Source organism: Exiguobacterium sp. s46, assembly GCF_018618875.1.
GTDB classification, from domain to species: Bacteria; Bacillota; Bacilli; order Exiguobacteriales; family Exiguobacteriaceae; genus Exiguobacterium_A; species Exiguobacterium_A abrahamii.
Window position 1 is genome coordinate 1,942,601 of sequence record NZ_JACSMY010000001.1, and the last position, 15,509, is coordinate 1,958,109.

A 15,509-nucleotide genomic window follows, 5' to 3' on the forward strand; every position below is an offset into this window, starting at 1 on the left:
GATACATTCGCTCCTTATAACTTCGGAAGCGCGAATCCACCTGTCGCAAGCTCAAACGCATGCGCAGCGCGATAGATCGTCGCCTCATCGAAATGTTTTCCAATGATTTGTAAGCCGACCGGAAGACCGTCGACGAATCCAGCTGGAACCGAAATTGCTGGGACACCCGCTAAGTTGATTGGAATCGTCAAGATGTCATTCGCATACATCGTGACGGGATCATCCAGTTGTGCACCGAGCTCGAATGCTGGTGTCGGTGCTGTTGGTCCGATGATGACGTCATAATTCGCAAGGACATCGTCGAAGTCTTTTTTGATCAACGTCCGAGCTTGTTGTGCTTTTTTATAGTAGGCATCGTAGTAACCTGAGCTGAGCGCGTACGTTCCGAGCATGATCCGGCGCTTGACTTCGTCTCCGAATCCTTGTGAACGGGAATACTTGAAGACATCTTCAAGTGCATCCGCTTCCGCACGGACTCCGTAACGAATGCCGTCAAAGCGCGCGAGGTTCGATGATGCTTCCGATGAAGCGAGTAAGTAGTACGTCGCAAGCGCATATTTCGAGTTCGGAAGTGACACCTCATCGACCGTCGCACCGAGTGCTTCTAGTTTTTGGATCGCTTCACGGATGTTGGCTTTGACGCCTTCACTGACACCCTCACCGAAATATTCTTTCGGAACAGCGATCTTCAACCCTTTGATATCACCTGTCAACGCTTGTGTGTAATCCGTTGTTGCGACGTTCGCAGACGTCGAATCCATCTCACAGTGTCCTGCGATCGCGCTCAAGAGATACGCATTGTCTTCGACTGTTCGTGTCAACGGACCGATTTGGTCAAGAGACGACGCGAACGCAACGAGACCGAAGCGTGAGACGAGACCGTATGTCGGTTTCAACCCGACGACACCACAATAGGCAGCCGGTTGACGAATCGAACCACCTGTATCCGAACCAAGGCTGAACAAGACTTCGCCTGCTGCGACAGCTGCTGCTGAACCACCCGAAGAACCACCTGGAACGTGTTTCGTATTCCATGGGTTGCGGACCGGTTTGTAGGCTGAGTTCTCGTTTGAAGAACCCATCGCGAACTCATCCATGTTCAATTTCCCGATCGTGATCGCTCCTGCTTCATGCAGACGCTCGACGACCGTCGCATCATGAGCCGGTACGAAGTTCTCGAGGAATTTCGAACCACATGTCGTCGTCATCCCTTTCGTGACGATGTTATCCTTGACGCCGATTGGAAGACCAAACAATGGATTCGCTTCGTGTTTCGCGACATCATCCATTCGTTTTGCTTGCTCGAATGCTTCTTCGTTCAATGAAAGAAACGCACCGATTTTTCCATCGACGCGGTCGATTTGATCAAAGGATTCTTGGACGAGTTCAGAAACTTTGACTTCGCCATCCTGAATGAGTGTGTGTAGTGTTTTGACACCATGTTCAAAAAGTGACATCGGGTCATTTCCTCCTTATTCGAACACCGCTGGGACGCGGACTTGTCCGTCTTCCCAATCGGGTGCGAGTCGTTCTACTTCCGTACGAGGAAGTGATGGACGTACTTCGTCCTTACGTAGGACGTTCTTTAAGTCGAGGACATGAGTCGTCGGTTCGACGCCTGTCGTATCGAGTTCATTTAATTGTTCAGCGAACCCAAGAATCTTCTCGAGTTGTCCTGTGAATTGTGCTACTTCTTCATCTGTCACGGCAAGGCGTGCCAAATGCGCCACGTGGCGGACTTGCTCCTCATTAATCTTTGCCATGTCATTCCACCTCCGGAACTTTTGCGATATATTTTACACTATTTCTAATCATAGCACTTTTCGTCCAGACAAAAAAGACGATGGTGCATCGGGGGGAGGTCCGCACCATCGTCCTATAGGGGTAGCAAAGCTTCCGGGCGGAAAGCTTCTAGTTATGAAATACCCGCTTTAAATCAGACGAAACAAAAATACTGAATATTCATACTAAGACATCGATGAGCAGATAGACATTGAAGACGATGACGATCGAGACGATCACCCATGCCAACGCGTTCATGAACCGACTGTTCCGATGTTCTCCCATGTACCGCTCACTCGCAGTCGCCCGAATCAAGGGAATCAAGGCGAACGGAATCCCGAACGATAAGGCGACCTGACTAAGGACAAGTGCCCGTGTCGGATCAAAACCGGAGAACAGCAACACAATCGCCGGCAACATCGTCACGGTCCGTCGAACGAACAATGGCAGTTGAAGATGAAGAAAGCCGCGCATGATCGCGTCACCTGACATCGTCCCGACGCTTGAAGAAGCGAGACCCGAGACGAGTAAAGCAATCGCAAACAGATACGGTGCGCTACCACCGAGCGTGACATGAAGCCCCTCGTAAATTGCTTCAAGCGAACCCGCTTGGTATGACGTGCCATAAAAAACACTTGCTGCGATGACGAGCATCGCTCCATTGACCGCTCCGGCAATCAACATCGCTCCCCAAATATCGAAACGCTGAATCCGTAACATCGACAATTTATTTGCAACGTGCCCCATCCGTCGTTTCGTTAAATCGGAATGGAGATAGATCGCATGCGGCATGACGGTCGCTCCGAGCATCCCGGCAGCAAGGACGATGCTCGACGTACCTTCAAATCCCGGTAACAATCCTGCCGATAGATCACGAAAGACCGGATGAACTTCAAATACTTCAATCGCAAAAGCAGCGGCGATGATTAAAACAAGAACGGCGATGACAGCTTCAAAATGCCGGAGTCCTTTTTGCTCAAAGCCAAGGATGACGAACGACAAGACCGCCGTCAATAATGCCGCCATCCGTAAATCGATTGCAAACAATAAATGAAATCCGAGTGCGGCTCCGACGAACTCTGCGAGATCGGTCGCCATCGCGACAAGTTCCGCTTGTATCCAGTAGAAGAAGCGCGTGACCGGCGATAACTCTTCCCGGATCACTTCCGCTAAACTGAGATTGCTGACGATTCCGAGCTTAGCTGATAGGAACTGAATGACGACGGCCATCAAGTTCGAGGCGACGATGACCCAGAGCAGTAAGTAGCCATACTGGGCACCTGCCGTCATGTTCGTCGCGAAGTTTCCCGGATCGAGATACGCGACGGCAGCGACGAACGCTGGTCCAAGATATGTCCGTTTTCTTGGTAAATCTTGTGTAAGTGGCTGTGTCGCCATCTCGTTCACCTCACTTTTGGTTTTTATTATACGCTTATATTGCCCAAGTGCAACAAATATGTTTATGGTAAATAACAACGTATGAAGTGAATTAAAAAGGGATGTTTCCTGTAATCAGGAAACATCCCTTTTGTTAGTTAGACGATCTTCCGCTCTGGTTCTGCACCTTTTAGCTGTGCTTGCACTTGATCGAATTCATCATAGATCGCTTGACTCGGTTCCTTCGTCACGAGACTACCGACGACGAGCGCAACAGTCGAAGCGAAGAAGGCTGGAATCATCTCGTACATCTCAGAAATGTAGAATGGCAACCCTTCGACATTTTGTTTGATGAGAATCCAGGCGATGACGACGACAGATCCCGTAATCATCGAAGCAAGTGCTCCTGTCTTGTTCATCCGGCGCCAAAGCAAGCTGAACAGAACGACTGGTCCGAACGCGGCACCGAAACCAGCCCACGCATAACCAACGAGAGTCAAGATCGACTTCTGTGCACCGAACGATAAGAGAATCGCTAGAGCAGCGACGACAAGGACCATCACGCGCCCCATGACCATCAATTCACGATCCGAAGCATTACGCTTGAAGAAACGTTGATAGAAATCATTCGTTGCCGCACTCGAAGAGACGAGTAGCTGTGTCGAGATCGTCGACATGATGGCAGCAAGTAAGGCTGCAAGCAACAGTCCCGTAATGAAACCAGGGAAGAGATCGCGTGATAATTGAATGAAGACATTCTCTGGTTCTCCTAAAGGACTATTTTGTTGCGTGAAGTAGGCATATCCGATCAAACCTGTCACCATCGCTCCAACGATTGAGAACGTCATCCAGATCATCCCAACGCGACGTGCTGACTTCATCTCGTGTAAGTTCCGAATCGCCATGAAACGAACGATGATATGCGGCTGACCAAAGTAGCCGAGTCCCCATGCGAGTAGCGAGACGATCCCAATGACCGTCGTACCTTTGAATAACTCGAGCTTTGAACCGTCCGTCGACCGGATCGTTTCGAGCGTCTCGTTGATCCCACCGCTTAAAGCGAGGGCAACGCCTGGTACGATCAGCAACGCGATGACCATGATCATCCCTTGGACGACGTCCGTCCAACTGACAGCAAGGAAACCACCGAGGAAGACGTATGCGATGACGACGCCCGCTAAAATCCAAAGACCTGTCGTATAATCCAGTCCGAAAACCGCTTCGAACAAACGACCACCAGCAACAAAACCACTTGATGCGTACATTATAAAGAATATTAAGATAACTCCAGCTGAAACGGTACGCAAGACACCACTTTTATCGTGGAATCGTTTTTCAAAGTAATCGGGAATCGTGATCGCATCCCCTGCATGTGCCGTATAAGCACGCAGACGCGGCGCGACGAGTAACCAGTTGGCGTAAGCACCAAGCAATAAACCAACGACGATCCATCCACTGGACAGACCAGTTGCATACATCGCACCCGGTAATCCCATCAACAACCAGCCACTCATGTCACTTGCTCCAGCAGAGAGCGCCGTGACGACGGGACCAATCGTACGTCCCCCAAGCATGTAGTCATTCATGTTCTTCGTCCGATAATACGCAATGACGCCTAGTGCGACCATCAGTCCGAGATACAGCAAAATCGCAAACCACATTCCGTTCATCCTTGCTCCCCCTTTTTTTCGTGATATAAGAAAAACGGGCATGCAGGTCGCACACCCGTTTCATCTATTAAACACCATTTCAGAACATTTCTGAAGTTGTTTTTGCTTGAAGATGTAAAGTCAAGTAATCCGGTCCGCCTGCTTTCGAATCCGTTCCAGACATGTTGAATCCACCGAATGGTTGGTAGCCAACGATTGCGCCTGTGCACCCACGGTTGAAGTAGAGGTTACCGACGTGGAAGTTCGCACGCGCGTACTCTTGGTTCGTCCGGTCTTGCGTGATGACAGCACCTGTCAATCCGTATTCCGTGTTGTTCGCGATGTCGATTGCTTCTTTGAAATCTTTCGCTTTCGTGAACGCGACGACTGGTCCGAAGATCTCTTCTTGCATCAAACGATCCGTTGGTTGAACGTCCGCGACGACTGTCGGTGAGACGAAGAATCCTGTTGAATCATCTGCCGTACCACCTGCGACGATACGTCCTTCTTCTTTTGCGACGTCGAAGTACGACGTGATTTTCTTGAATGCTGCTGCGTCGATGACTGGTCCGACGTTGTTTGAGACATCCGTCGGGTTACCGATGCTGAGTTTGTTCGTGTTCGCGACGACTTTTTCGAGCAACTCGTCATAGACAGAGTCGAGTGCGACGACACGTGAACAAGCTGAACATTTTTGACCCGAGAATCCGAATGCCGCTTTCGTGATCATGTCCGCTGCGTAATCGAGGTCGGCCGACTCATCGATGACCATCGTATCTTTTCCGCCCATTTCCGCGATGACGCGTTTGAGCCAGATTTGACCTTCGTTTAGTTTCGATGCCCGCTCGTTGATGCGAAGACCGACATCACGTGATCCCGTGAAGCTGATGAAACGTGTTTTCGGGTGATCGACGAGGTAGTCACCGACTTCTGCCCCTGAACCTGGTACGAAGTTCAAGACGCCTGCCGGAAGACCAGCCTGCTCCATCACTTCGACGAATTTCGCTGCGACGACCGGTGTCGTTGATGCGGGTTTCAAGAGGATCGGGTTCCCTGCCACGATTGCTGCAACAGCTGTTCCAGCCATGATCGCGAGTGGGAAGTTCCATGGTGAGATGATGACACCAACACCGAGTGGAATGTAATCGTAACGGTTGTATTCGCCTGGACGACTCTCGACTTTTTTGCCGTCTTTTAAGACGAGCATCTGACGTGCGTAGTACTCGAGGAAGTCGATCGCTTCTGCTGTATCGGCATCTGCTTCGTTCCAAGGCTTCCCTGCTTCTTTGACGAGGTAGGCAGAGAACTCATGCTTCCGCTTACGGATGATGTTCGCTGCTTTGAATAGGACGTCCGCACGTACAGACGGATTGACGAATTTCCATGTTTCGAAGGCTGTGACCGCTGCTTGCATCGCTTCTTCTGCATGTTCCTGTGTCGCTTTCGAGACACGTCCGACGATCTCTTCTTTGTTAGCCGGATTGACGGAGACGATTTTATCTTCCGTCGTCACATGTTTTCCACCGATGACGAGCGGATAATCTTTGCCGAGTTCTTGCGTGACGAGTGCAAGTGCCTCTTCGAACGCTTTCTTGTTTGCTTCTTGTGAGAAGTCCGTGAATGGTTCGTGTTTGTACGGAATCATCTCTATTCCCCCTTTAATCTCTACTTTAAATCGCTTACATTCTCCATTGTACAGAAGCATGAGTCCGCTTACAATTATTCTAGTCAAAAAAATAGAGGAGCGACCGATTTGGTCGCTCCTCCGTTCTCAATTATTCCTTCGCTTGTGAAAAGACGATCTCTTCGTGTTCAATTGAAACTTTGACGTCTTGCCCTTGGAATAACCAATCATCTTGATCCGAGACGACGAAGTGAATGCCATCGACGACTTCTTCGACTGCTGCCCGTTCGACTTCTTCCATATGAACACCAACCGAGAAACCTTGTGTTAAATCCGTTGAGCCACCATATTTTGCGAAGAAGCGAATCGTATCGCCTGATTTTGCTTCCATCTCATCTTTAAAGTATTGCAATGCCTCATCTGTAATATGAATTTTCATATCTATCACTCCCCTTTCGTTTAGTGTACCGATATCCTACTCAAAAAAGCGAATTTCCTGTATGGTAGAGACAAGATTAGCTATGGAAGCACCATGAAACATTCATCTTAGGAGGAATTCGAATGAAACGATCGCTCGTAGTGCTGCTTGCGACCAGTCTCGTACTCGTCGGTTGCGGAAACGATTCCCCGTCTTCTACAGATACCAAATCCCCGAAGACGACGGAAACGAAACAACAGAAGGCTGAACAAGCCGTTCTTGACGTCTATCAAACATACGAAAAAACACTCGGTCAATCCGGACGAGCAGATGCAAAAGACCTTGCATCGATTGAATATACGGGTGACGAAAAACAACTTGAACCGCTTGCCGTTGGTGCGAAAAACTTGAATGTCGTTCCCGGTAAGGTCGTCAAGTCGTTCCAAAAGGGCGACGTCGCCTATATCATCCACGAATTCAAGGATGCGAAAGGATCGATTCTCCCGAACCGAGGATCGAAGCTGTTATTGAAGAAAGACGACGAGTGGAAAATCGTCCTGACGCCTACGACATTCGATCCGTCCGTCTTCTCGACACTTGGTGACATGTTCACTGGATTTAACGCTGATGAGTATGGTGTCAATGCGAAGGCGGCTGATGAGATCGGAAAAACCGATGAAAAAGAGCAAGATGCCGTCTTTTCTCGCGTCAATGCGCAAACCGATTATATGGCGCTCGAGATGAACAGTAACATTCTGATGATTTATGGTGAGGCGCTCAAGAACGAAGGAAACCCTGAGACGCTCGTTGATTACTATCAAGACTACGCAGACTGGTATGAAGAAGAACAGCCACTCCTCATGAAGACGGCGAAAGCCGGAACGGATTATGAGAAGTACTTGATCGCACTCGATCCATTAAAAGAGAGTCTTCAAAAGAAGCTTGAGAAATATGCGGATCAATTAAACATGGAATTAGGATAAGGAGGAATTTTTCATGCAAGCACCTACATTCACCCTTCCGAATGCACAAGGAGAACCGATTTCCCTCGAGGATTATCGTGGAAAAAAAGTCGTACTCTATTTCTATCCGAAGGATTCAACGCCTGGCTGTACGACCGAGGCATGTGATTTCCGCGATGCGACGCAAGCGTTCGAAGAGAACAACACCGTCATTCTCGGTGTTTCTGCCGATAGTCAGAAACGGCATCAAAACTTTATCGCAAAATATGAATTACCGTTCCAATTGTTATCAGATGTCGATCACGAAGTGTGTGAGCAATATGGTGTCTGGCAACTGAAAAAGAACTACGGAAAGGAATATTTTGGAATTGTTCGTTCAACGTTTTTAATTGATGAATCTGGTGAAATCGTCAAAGAATGGCGCAGTGTGAAAGTAAAAGATCACGTCGCAGAAGCACTTCAGCACGTCCAAAAGCAGAAATGAGATTATGAACCAGTTGTTTCATACAACTGGTTCTTTTTGTATTCAATAATTTTAAAAACTCCTAATTTTATCCTTACATAAAAATAATTTTTCGTAAAAAAACGTTGGTATTACACATAAATTTAATAATTTTGAAATAATCTGAAAATATTCTATTGATTTTTCTGAATATTGTATTTATTATTGATAACAAGTTGATCCGGTGCTTTCCACAGCTTAAGAATAAAAGGCGATGACCCCTCTTATTTTTAGTCGGACACCGGATCGCTATCTTATCGGTTCTTATCGTTTCACCAGATATATCTATTTCTTTTGGGAGGGATTTACTTTATGGAAAAGAAAAAGGCACTTGCACTCGTTGGAGCACTGACAATCGCTGGCTCAAGTCTTGCAGCATGCTCGACGACAGATGAAGGTTCAAAAGAAGGCGGTTCGACATCTGGAGAAAAATCTTCAGACAAACAAGTCTTGAATATCATCAGCGGTTCGGATATTCCAGCACTTAGCCCAACCGTCGCAACAGACTCTGTATCCTTCACAGTCTTGAACAACGTTCAAGAAGGTCTGTTCCGTCTAGACGAGAATCAAGAAGCAACACCGGGTGTCGCAGAAAGTGTTGATGTTTCTGAAGATGGACTTACATACACGTTCAAACTTCGTGATTCGAAATGGTCGGATGGCAGCGATGTCACAGCAAAAGACTTCGAATACGCATGGAAACGCGTCCTTGATCCGAAGAGCGGTTCACAGTATGCGTATATCATGTATATCATTGATGGCGCTGAAGCATACAACACAAGTAAAGGAAAAGCAGACGATGTCGCAGTCAAAGCGGTCGATGACAAAACGCTTGAAGTCAAGTTGACTCAACCGGCTGAATACTTCAAATCGTTGACTGGTTTCGGTTCATTCATGCCACTGAAACAAGAATTCGTTGAGAAACAAGGTAAAAACTTTGCTTCGAAGCCGGACACATTCCTTTACAACGGACCATTCGTCCTCTCGGATTGGAAGACGGATGTTGGCTGGAGCTATAAGAAAAACGATCAGTACTGGGATAAAGATAATGTCAAACTTGAAGAAATCAACACGAAAATCGTTAAGGAAGTCTCGACAGGCGTCAACTTGTACGAAAAAGGTGACATCGATCTAGCTGGTTTAACAAGTGAGTTTGTTGATCAATACAAAGACAAAGAAGACTTTGATACACGTCTTGATGCAGCAATGTACTATATCCAAATGAACTTCAAGAATGACCTCTTGAAGAACAAGGATATCCGTAAAGCGATCGATTCAGGATACGACAAGAAGCAGATGGCTGATGTTCTCTTGAACAACGGTTCAATCCCTGCTTACTACTACGTACCAAAAGACTTCGCGAAAGGTCCAGACGGTAAAGATTTCCGTGATGGCAACGAAGGTTTCGGTTCATACGACGCATCATCTGCAAAAGCATCATTCGAAAAAGGACTGAAAGCCGTCGGCAAGAAGTCTCTCAAACTCGAACTTCTTTCATACGATGATGACAACTCGAAAAAAATCTCGGAGTACCTCAAAGGCGAGTGGGAGAAAAACCTTCCAGGTCTTGAAGTTACAATCAAACAACAACCATTCAAGAACAAGTTGGATCTCGAGTCTAAAGGTGAGTTCGAGCTATCGTTCGCAGGATGGGGACCTGACTACCAGGATCCGATGACATTCCTCGATATGTGGGTAACTGGTGGACCATACAACCGTGGTAAGTACACGAGCGATAAGTATGATTCACTCATCAAGTCAGCTCAAAAAGAAGTAGATGCTGAGAAACGTTGGCAGGCCCTCAAAGATGCTGAGAAAACACTCCTTGAAGAGGATCAAGCGATCTCAGTTATGTACCAAAAAGGTGTTTCGCTTCTTCGTAAACCGTACGTCAAAGGAATCGTCAACCACAAAGTCGGTGCCGATACTTCGTACAAATGGGCTTACATCGAAGGAAAATAAGTCATACCCCAAGACCAGATTCGCTGACGAGCGTGTCTGGTCTTTTTTTCCATATGAGCCGTTTGTCCTATTTTTCTGAATAGAATTAAAATTTCGTGTCATTCTGTTTTCATTTCCATGACTTCCATTTATACTAAGCAAAGAATCCGATTCACTTTATTTACAATATTTTGCGGGAATTATTCATAATTAATGGAAATGTACCGATATATCTAATACAGAGGACTTTTGCCTCAATACTACATCGAACTAGGAAGGAGGACTCACTCATGAAGCAACGTGTACTTACGAGTCAACAGAGTTATACAGAAGAGCAGCTTGAGATGATTGAAGCCATCCGTGCGGTCGGTGAACTCATCCAGGACCGTCCACGCCGTACTGTCTATCGCCGTTATGCTTTAGTTAATGACTGGCCTCAGCCAGAAAACATCATCCGTCAATTTGGTTCGTGGCCAGAAGCCTTGTCTGCTGCTGGATACGAGTGGAATGTCGATCAACAGCCGGAGGAGCTTGAGCGGGCACCGAAATACACGAAAGACGAAATCTTAAAGTCGTTCGAACGGTACGCACAAGACGTCGGCTCTACGATCACACTCAAGAAGTACCAGATGTGGCGTAAATCCGTCCATCATGCACCGAGTCACTATCACATCGTTAAGATGTTCGGTTCGTGGCACGATGCTTGTACCGCTGCAGGACTCGAAGCGAGCGTCACCTATTCAAAAGCTGAACTTGCTGCTTCTCTGCGTCAAGCAATCGAGGAAGTCGGCTTTGCCCTCTCTTTTGAAGCATACCGGGAATGGGCAAAACGAAACAACAAACCATCGACGAAAGCCTTACTTCATCGTTACGGCTCTTGGTCAGCCGCGATTCATGCGATTGAAAACGAGATTCGCCTCAGCAAACAACAAGCTCAATGAACTTATTCTTTTTTGATCCTTCTCGTTCATCCGAACTGGGAGGATTTTTTACATCAAAAAAGAAGATAGCGTCTCTGCTACCTTCTTCTACTTGATTTAAATGACCTTCTCTTTCCACTCTTGATACGATGCGACACGGTCGCGTCCTTGGAACTTCGCTCCGACGTACATCGCACGGTCGGCATTTCGAATCAAACTCGCGAGATCACCAAGTTCTTTTAATGTATCGATGCCGATACTGGCCGTGATTCGGAGCGTATGCCCTTCGACTAAGATTGGATTTGCATGCAACGTCTCGCGGATTCGCTCTGCGACGATTTGGGCAGAATCAAGATCCGTATTCGGTAGTAAGATGACAAACTCCTCTCCCCCGTAACGCGCGACAAGATCTGTGATACGTGTTGCCTGCATCAATAACTTCGCAACTTCAAATAGGACGACGTCTCCGACTTCATGACCATACGTATCATTGATTTGTTTGAAGTGATCTAAATCGATCATTAAGGCCGAGAACGGATAAAGGTCGCGTTGTTTAATACGACGATCGCCCCACTCTTGCAAGGCACGATAGTTCGGTAATTTCGTCATCGCATCTGTCCGGCTGTCAGTCAACAAGCGTTCTCGCTCGTGTGCCCGTTCCACTGCCCATGACAGGACACGTAGGGCACGATATAGCTCATATCCAAAATCCTGCGTGAATTCACCACTTGCGTTCGAGGCAAGGAGCAACGAGCAGTTGATCGTCTCCGTCGCTTCCGGTTGAATGAAGAGGACCGACTGTGTCTCTTCCGGCAAGCTATCGTAAAGGCGAATATCCCACTCCTGTTGCATCCCGTAAAGAAGGACTTCTTCTTTTTCGATGATATCTTCAATGATTCGCCCTTCGACGTGATCAGCCTTCAACTTTCGGCCGTCCTTCAACGAATAGTACACGCTTTGCTTTCCTTCTTTGAAATCAAACTTAATCCAAGCGATATCCGGTTTGACGAATTGATTAAGCTGTCGTAAATACCGCTCGATGATGAACTGGGCATCACCGTCTTTCCAAGCCGCCTCTTTCAATCGCTCGATCTGCTCCCAATGTTCGATCCGGTCTGTCGCTTCAACCGAACTTCCCAGTGCGCGCTTGATGATGAATAAGGCAAACGCCGCCATGACGAGTCCGCTATTTCCGTTCCCTTGAACGACAAGTGTACTGAAGATTCCGTATAACAATTCTGCTGTGATGACGACCGCTTCGAAACGTAGCAGCTGGAACATGACATCATTTGGAATGTTTTCTCCAAGAAGAAATCGGGATAACTGATATTGCAATAAGAGGACAATCCAGAGGATCGCGACCATCGCCAGTAACGGTACGATGTTTTCTGTCAGCACGAATGCTTCGCCATGTGTCCCGCCGAGTGCATTATAGGCAAGACCTGCTGGAACGATTAAAAACAATTCGAGTGCGACGTTGAAGGGATAGTTATGTAACATCCGCCGACGTCCGATTGGTGTATGAATCGTTCGCAACTGATAGATGAGCATCGTCAATTGCCCAACACAAATCGCTGATAATAATCCATACGTCAAGAATGTAAAGAGGACGAATCCAAAATGGAAAGTAAAACTCATATGACGACGACGGACAGGATCGACGACGAAAATCGTCGATAAGGCGGCAATCAATAAGAACGTAAACAAATCGACGCTGAGACTATAATCTCTCGACTTCGCAAAAAGATCGATGCCTATGACGATTACGAAAAAAACGACCCAGCTTCGAAGGAGATATTGTTGAAAACGACGCACAAAACATTCCCCTTCCTTTAAGTTATGTAGTTGTATATTACTGGAAATCGATATGTCCATTATTCTACTTTTCGAGCAAAAAGTCGAACTTCGATGGTCTCCTTTGATACAATTGACGCGAGGTGATTTTTTTATGACAAATACATTCACGCAACACGCATTTGATACATTTCAGATCGATGGACTAGAACCACGGATGGAAGCGATTCGCGAACGCATCCAGCCGGTCTTTCGAGACATCGGTCAGGAAGTCGCACCTGACTTAACGGTCGCAACAGCAGAAGATGTCCATGTTCACATCGCGCAACATGCACGTCGGAAGGTCAACCCTCCGAAGGATACATGGATGGCATTCTCACCCGATAAACGTGGATACAAAAAACATCCGCATTTCCAAGTCGGTCTGTTTGATGATCATCTGTTCATTTGGCTTGCCTATATCTACGAGTTACCGAATAAACAACAATACGCATCGAAACTGTTACAGCATACAGAACTGCTGACATCCCTTCCGGATGATTTCGTCGTCTCATACGATCATATGAAAAAAGACGCCGTCTCCGTTCATGAGACGGATATCGAAAAAGGATTACAACGTTTCCACGACGTCAAAAAGGCAGAATTCCTTGTTGGTCGTCATATTCCGGCAGAACAAGTGCATCACCTGTCACGCGAAGAATTACTCGATATGATTCGAAATACCTATTCGCATCTCGTACCACTCTATAAAACGATTAAATAAAAAGGATGGCCGAATCGGTCATCCTTTTTCATTAGTTATATTTTACTAGAATTGACATGACTTGTGTACGGTCGGAATTCAAATTTAGATAAATGTTGACCTGTTTTGAGGAAACGGTCATGACGTTGAATGTTTTATCGAGTTTCGCTGTCGGATACGCTTTTTTGACTTCCTTGACCGTCACAGTTCGCTTGACCTGCTTCGGATCATAGACGATTGCACTAACTTTTGCTTTTGTGTCCTTCACCCCATACGTGGAGCAGTAATGAAGAGCGCGATCCGCTGAGGCAAGACCATTTCCGCTTTGACACCAATTCGAGTTCTTTTCCCCCTTATAGGATTTATGTACTTGGGCGAGTGTTGTTTTTTCAAGAACGACTTTTCCATCGAGTGAACGTGCTTGTTTCGCTTGTGTTTGAATTTCTTGCAGCCATTTGACGTCTGTCTGTTTTGTTGCTTCGACCGGTTGGTTATATGAAGTGCCTGACACGATGCTGACAGTGAGTGCGGCAGTTAAGATGATTCCTAAGACTTGTTTCATGATGATGTCCTCCTCTGCGCCTATGAAAGGCGTTGATAATAAACTGATTCCCCTATTTCAAAAAATTATTCAGTTTTTATAGTTTTTTTCTGGGAACTTATATTTATTTTTTTGATGAGAAATAAAAAAAGAACCTAGTGTCGCATGACACTAGGTTCTACCTCATTTCTTATGCATCTTAAACTCTAGGAACAACTCATTGTAATGCGCGAGCATTTTCTTTCCGAGGTTCTCATAGACTTCAAGCGTATCGGTAACTTGTTTATCAGGATAGAATCGCTCATCGGTCCGAACCGACTCGTCGAGCAGTTTCAAACCTTCTTTGTTTGGTGTCGAATAGCCGACGTAGTCCGCATTTTTCGCTGAAATATCAGGACGCAACATGAAGTTGATGAACTCGTGTGCCCCCTCGACGTTTTTAGCCGTCTTTGGAATGACGATATTATCGAACCAGACGTTTGATCCTTCTTTTGGAATGACGTAGTCGAGATTTTCGTTTTCACTCATGATCTCGTTTGCATCACCCGACCAGACGACACCGAGCCCTGCTTCTTCGTTCGCGAGCAATAACTTGATCTCGTCCCCGACGATTGCCTTGACGTTTGGTGTCAGGCGCATCAAGTTCGCTTTTGCTTCCTGTAGTTTCGACTCATCCGTTTCGTTCAGCGAATAACCGAGACTATTCAAGCTCATCCCCATGACTTCACGGGCACCGTCAGCGAGTAGAATCTGATTCTTTAGCTTCGGATCCCAAAGATCCTTCCAGCTCGTCGGTTTCTTCCCATCAATCAAGTCTTTATTGTAGACGATACCGACCGTTCCCCAGAAATATGGAATCGAGTACTTGTTGTTCGGATCGAATGATAAATCTAAAAAGCGTGAATCGATGTTTTTGAGATTCGGAATTTTTTGATGATCAATCGGAACGACGAGCTTCTCATCGATCATCTTCGCAATCGCATAGTCGGACGGAACAGCGATATCGTATGTCGTTCCTCCCTGTTCGATTTTCGTCAGCATCGCTTCGTTTGAATCGAACGTTTGATAGACGACCTTGATGCCGCTCTCTTTTTCAAACTGTTTGATCAGTGCTGGGTCGATGTAATCGCCCCAGTTGTAGATGTTCAGGACATTTTTCCCTGAATACCCTTGTGTCTCATTCAACTGATTCAAGGTGAATAGGATGACACCTGAAATCAAGAAAATCGCGGCGAACAATTGAATCAATTTTTTCAA

At 46.6% G+C, this 15,509-nt stretch carries 14 protein-coding genes; 5 read left to right on the plus strand and 9 right to left on the minus strand.

The features are described 5' to 3' along the window. Nucleotides 1-14 precede the first annotated feature (14 nt). From gatA to KNQ08_RS10130, 6 genes are all read right to left on the minus strand, one after another. The gene (gene gatA / locus KNQ08_RS10105) at nt 15-1,457 is read right to left on the minus strand and encodes an Asp-tRNA(Asn)/Glu-tRNA(Gln) amidotransferase subunit GatA (RefSeq protein WP_149427816.1); all 1,443 of its coding nucleotides are present in this window, start codon (nt 1,455-1,457) and stop codon (nt 15-17) included. Nucleotides 1,458-1,472: 15 nt separating this feature from the next. Beyond that, nucleotides 1,473-1,763: an Asp-tRNA(Asn)/Glu-tRNA(Gln) amidotransferase subunit GatC gene (gene gatC, locus KNQ08_RS10110; RefSeq protein WP_023469336.1), complete on the minus strand. Its 291-nt coding sequence runs from the start codon at nt 1,761-1,763 to the stop codon at nt 1,473-1,475. Nucleotides 1,764-1,962: 199 nt separating this feature from the next. After that, nucleotides 1,963-3,180, minus strand: coding sequence for an Nramp family divalent metal transporter (locus KNQ08_RS10115; protein WP_214805467.1), 1,218 nt, complete (start codon nt 3,178-3,180; stop codon nt 1,963-1,965). Nucleotides 3,181-3,317: 137 nt separating this feature from the next. Next, nucleotides 3,318-4,829 (minus strand): sodium/proline symporter PutP, encoded by a 1,512-nt coding sequence (gene putP / locus KNQ08_RS10120; RefSeq protein WP_149427818.1) that lies wholly within the window; start codon nt 4,827-4,829, stop codon nt 3,318-3,320. Nucleotides 4,830-4,908: 79 nt separating this feature from the next. Further along, nucleotides 4,909-6,453 carry an L-glutamate gamma-semialdehyde dehydrogenase gene (pruA, locus tag KNQ08_RS10125; protein WP_029342578.1) on the minus strand — a complete coding sequence of 515 codons (1,545 nt, stop codon included), beginning with the start codon at nt 6,451-6,453 and terminating at the stop codon, nt 4,909-4,911. A 130-nt stretch (nt 6,454-6,583) separates the two neighbouring features. Further along, nucleotides 6,584-6,871, minus strand: a complete 288-nt coding sequence (locus tag KNQ08_RS10130) for a HesB/YadR/YfhF family protein (protein ID WP_023469340.1) — start codon at nt 6,869-6,871, stop codon at nt 6,584-6,586. Nucleotides 6,872-6,993: 122 nt separating this feature from the next. On the opposite strand from KNQ08_RS10130, the gene KNQ08_RS10135 reads away from it, so the two are divergent. From KNQ08_RS10135 to KNQ08_RS10150, 4 genes are all read left to right on the plus strand, one after another. Next, the gene (locus KNQ08_RS10135) at nt 6,994-7,833 is read left to right on the plus strand and encodes a hypothetical protein (RefSeq protein WP_087681395.1); all 840 of its coding nucleotides are present in this window, start codon (nt 6,994-6,996) and stop codon (nt 7,831-7,833) included. A gap of 13 nt (nt 7,834-7,846) precedes the next feature. Continuing rightward, nucleotides 7,847-8,296, plus strand: coding sequence for a thioredoxin-dependent thiol peroxidase (bcp, locus tag KNQ08_RS10140; protein ID WP_214805469.1), 450 nt, complete (start codon nt 7,847-7,849; stop codon nt 8,294-8,296). Nucleotides 8,297-8,626: 330 nt separating this feature from the next. Beyond that, nucleotides 8,627-10,276, plus strand: a complete 1,650-nt coding sequence (locus KNQ08_RS10145) for a peptide ABC transporter substrate-binding protein (RefSeq protein ID WP_149427821.1) — start codon at nt 8,627-8,629, stop codon at nt 10,274-10,276. Nucleotides 10,277-10,545: 269 nt separating this feature from the next. Continuing rightward, nucleotides 10,546-11,196 (plus strand): homing endonuclease associated repeat-containing protein, encoded by a 651-nt coding sequence (locus KNQ08_RS10150; RefSeq protein WP_047393045.1) that lies wholly within the window; start codon nt 10,546-10,548, stop codon nt 11,194-11,196. 96 nt (nt 11,197-11,292) lie between these two features. On the opposite strand, the gene KNQ08_RS17030 is transcribed toward KNQ08_RS10150, so the two are convergent. Continuing rightward, nucleotides 11,293-12,990, minus strand: a complete 1,698-nt coding sequence (locus KNQ08_RS17030; protein WP_058703796.1) for a GGDEF domain-containing protein — start codon at nt 12,988-12,990, stop codon at nt 11,293-11,295. A 133-nt stretch (nt 12,991-13,123) separates the two neighbouring features. Here KNQ08_RS17030 and KNQ08_RS10160 point away from each other — a divergent pair, with 133 nt between their 5' ends. Next, nucleotides 13,124-13,732, plus strand: coding sequence for a YktB family protein (locus tag KNQ08_RS10160; protein WP_064299359.1), 609 nt, complete (start codon nt 13,124-13,126; stop codon nt 13,730-13,732). A gap of 31 nt (nt 13,733-13,763) precedes the next feature. Here the strand turns inward: KNQ08_RS10160 and KNQ08_RS10165 are convergent, their stop codons facing one another. Beyond that, nucleotides 13,764-14,273, minus strand: coding sequence for a hypothetical protein (locus tag KNQ08_RS10165; protein WP_058703798.1), 510 nt, complete (start codon nt 14,271-14,273; stop codon nt 13,764-13,766). A 162-nt stretch (nt 14,274-14,435) separates the two neighbouring features. Further along, nucleotides 14,436-15,509: an ABC transporter substrate-binding protein gene (locus KNQ08_RS10170; protein ID WP_214805471.1), complete on the minus strand. Its 1,074-nt coding sequence runs from the start codon at nt 15,507-15,509 to the stop codon at nt 14,436-14,438.

Coding starts and splice junctions, on each gene's coding strand:
- KNQ08_RS10135 (WP_087681395.1), top strand. CDS start 6,994: ATGAAACGATCGCTCGTAGTGCTGCTTGCGACCAGTCTCGTACTCGTC.
- KNQ08_RS10160 (WP_064299359.1), top strand. CDS start 13,124: ATGACAAATACATTCACGCAACACGCATTTGATACATTTCAGATCGAT.
- KNQ08_RS10130 (WP_023469340.1), bottom strand. CDS start 6,871: ATGAAAATTCATATTACAGATGAGGCATTGCAATACTTTAAAGATGAG.
- KNQ08_RS10145 (WP_149427821.1), top strand. CDS start 8,627: ATGGAAAAGAAAAAGGCACTTGCACTCGTTGGAGCACTGACAATCGCT.
- gatC (WP_023469336.1), bottom strand. CDS start 1,763: ATGGCAAAGATTAATGAGGAGCAAGTCCGCCACGTGGCGCATTTGGCA.
- gatA (WP_149427816.1), bottom strand. CDS start 1,457: ATGTCACTTTTTGAACATGGTGTCAAAACACTACACACACTCATTCAG.
- KNQ08_RS10165 (WP_058703798.1), bottom strand. CDS start 14,273: ATGAAACAAGTCTTAGGAATCATCTTAACTGCCGCACTCACTGTCAGC.
- pruA (WP_029342578.1), bottom strand. CDS start 6,453: ATGATTCCGTACAAACACGAACCATTCACGGACTTCTCACAAGAAGCA.
- KNQ08_RS10115 (WP_214805467.1), bottom strand. CDS start 3,180: ATGGCGACACAGCCACTTACACAAGATTTACCAAGAAAACGGACATAT.
- KNQ08_RS10150 (WP_047393045.1), top strand. CDS start 10,546: ATGAAGCAACGTGTACTTACGAGTCAACAGAGTTATACAGAAGAGCAG.
- putP (WP_149427818.1), bottom strand. CDS start 4,829: ATGAACGGAATGTGGTTTGCGATTTTGCTGTATCTCGGACTGATGGTC.
- bcp (WP_214805469.1), top strand. CDS start 7,847: ATGCAAGCACCTACATTCACCCTTCCGAATGCACAAGGAGAACCGATT.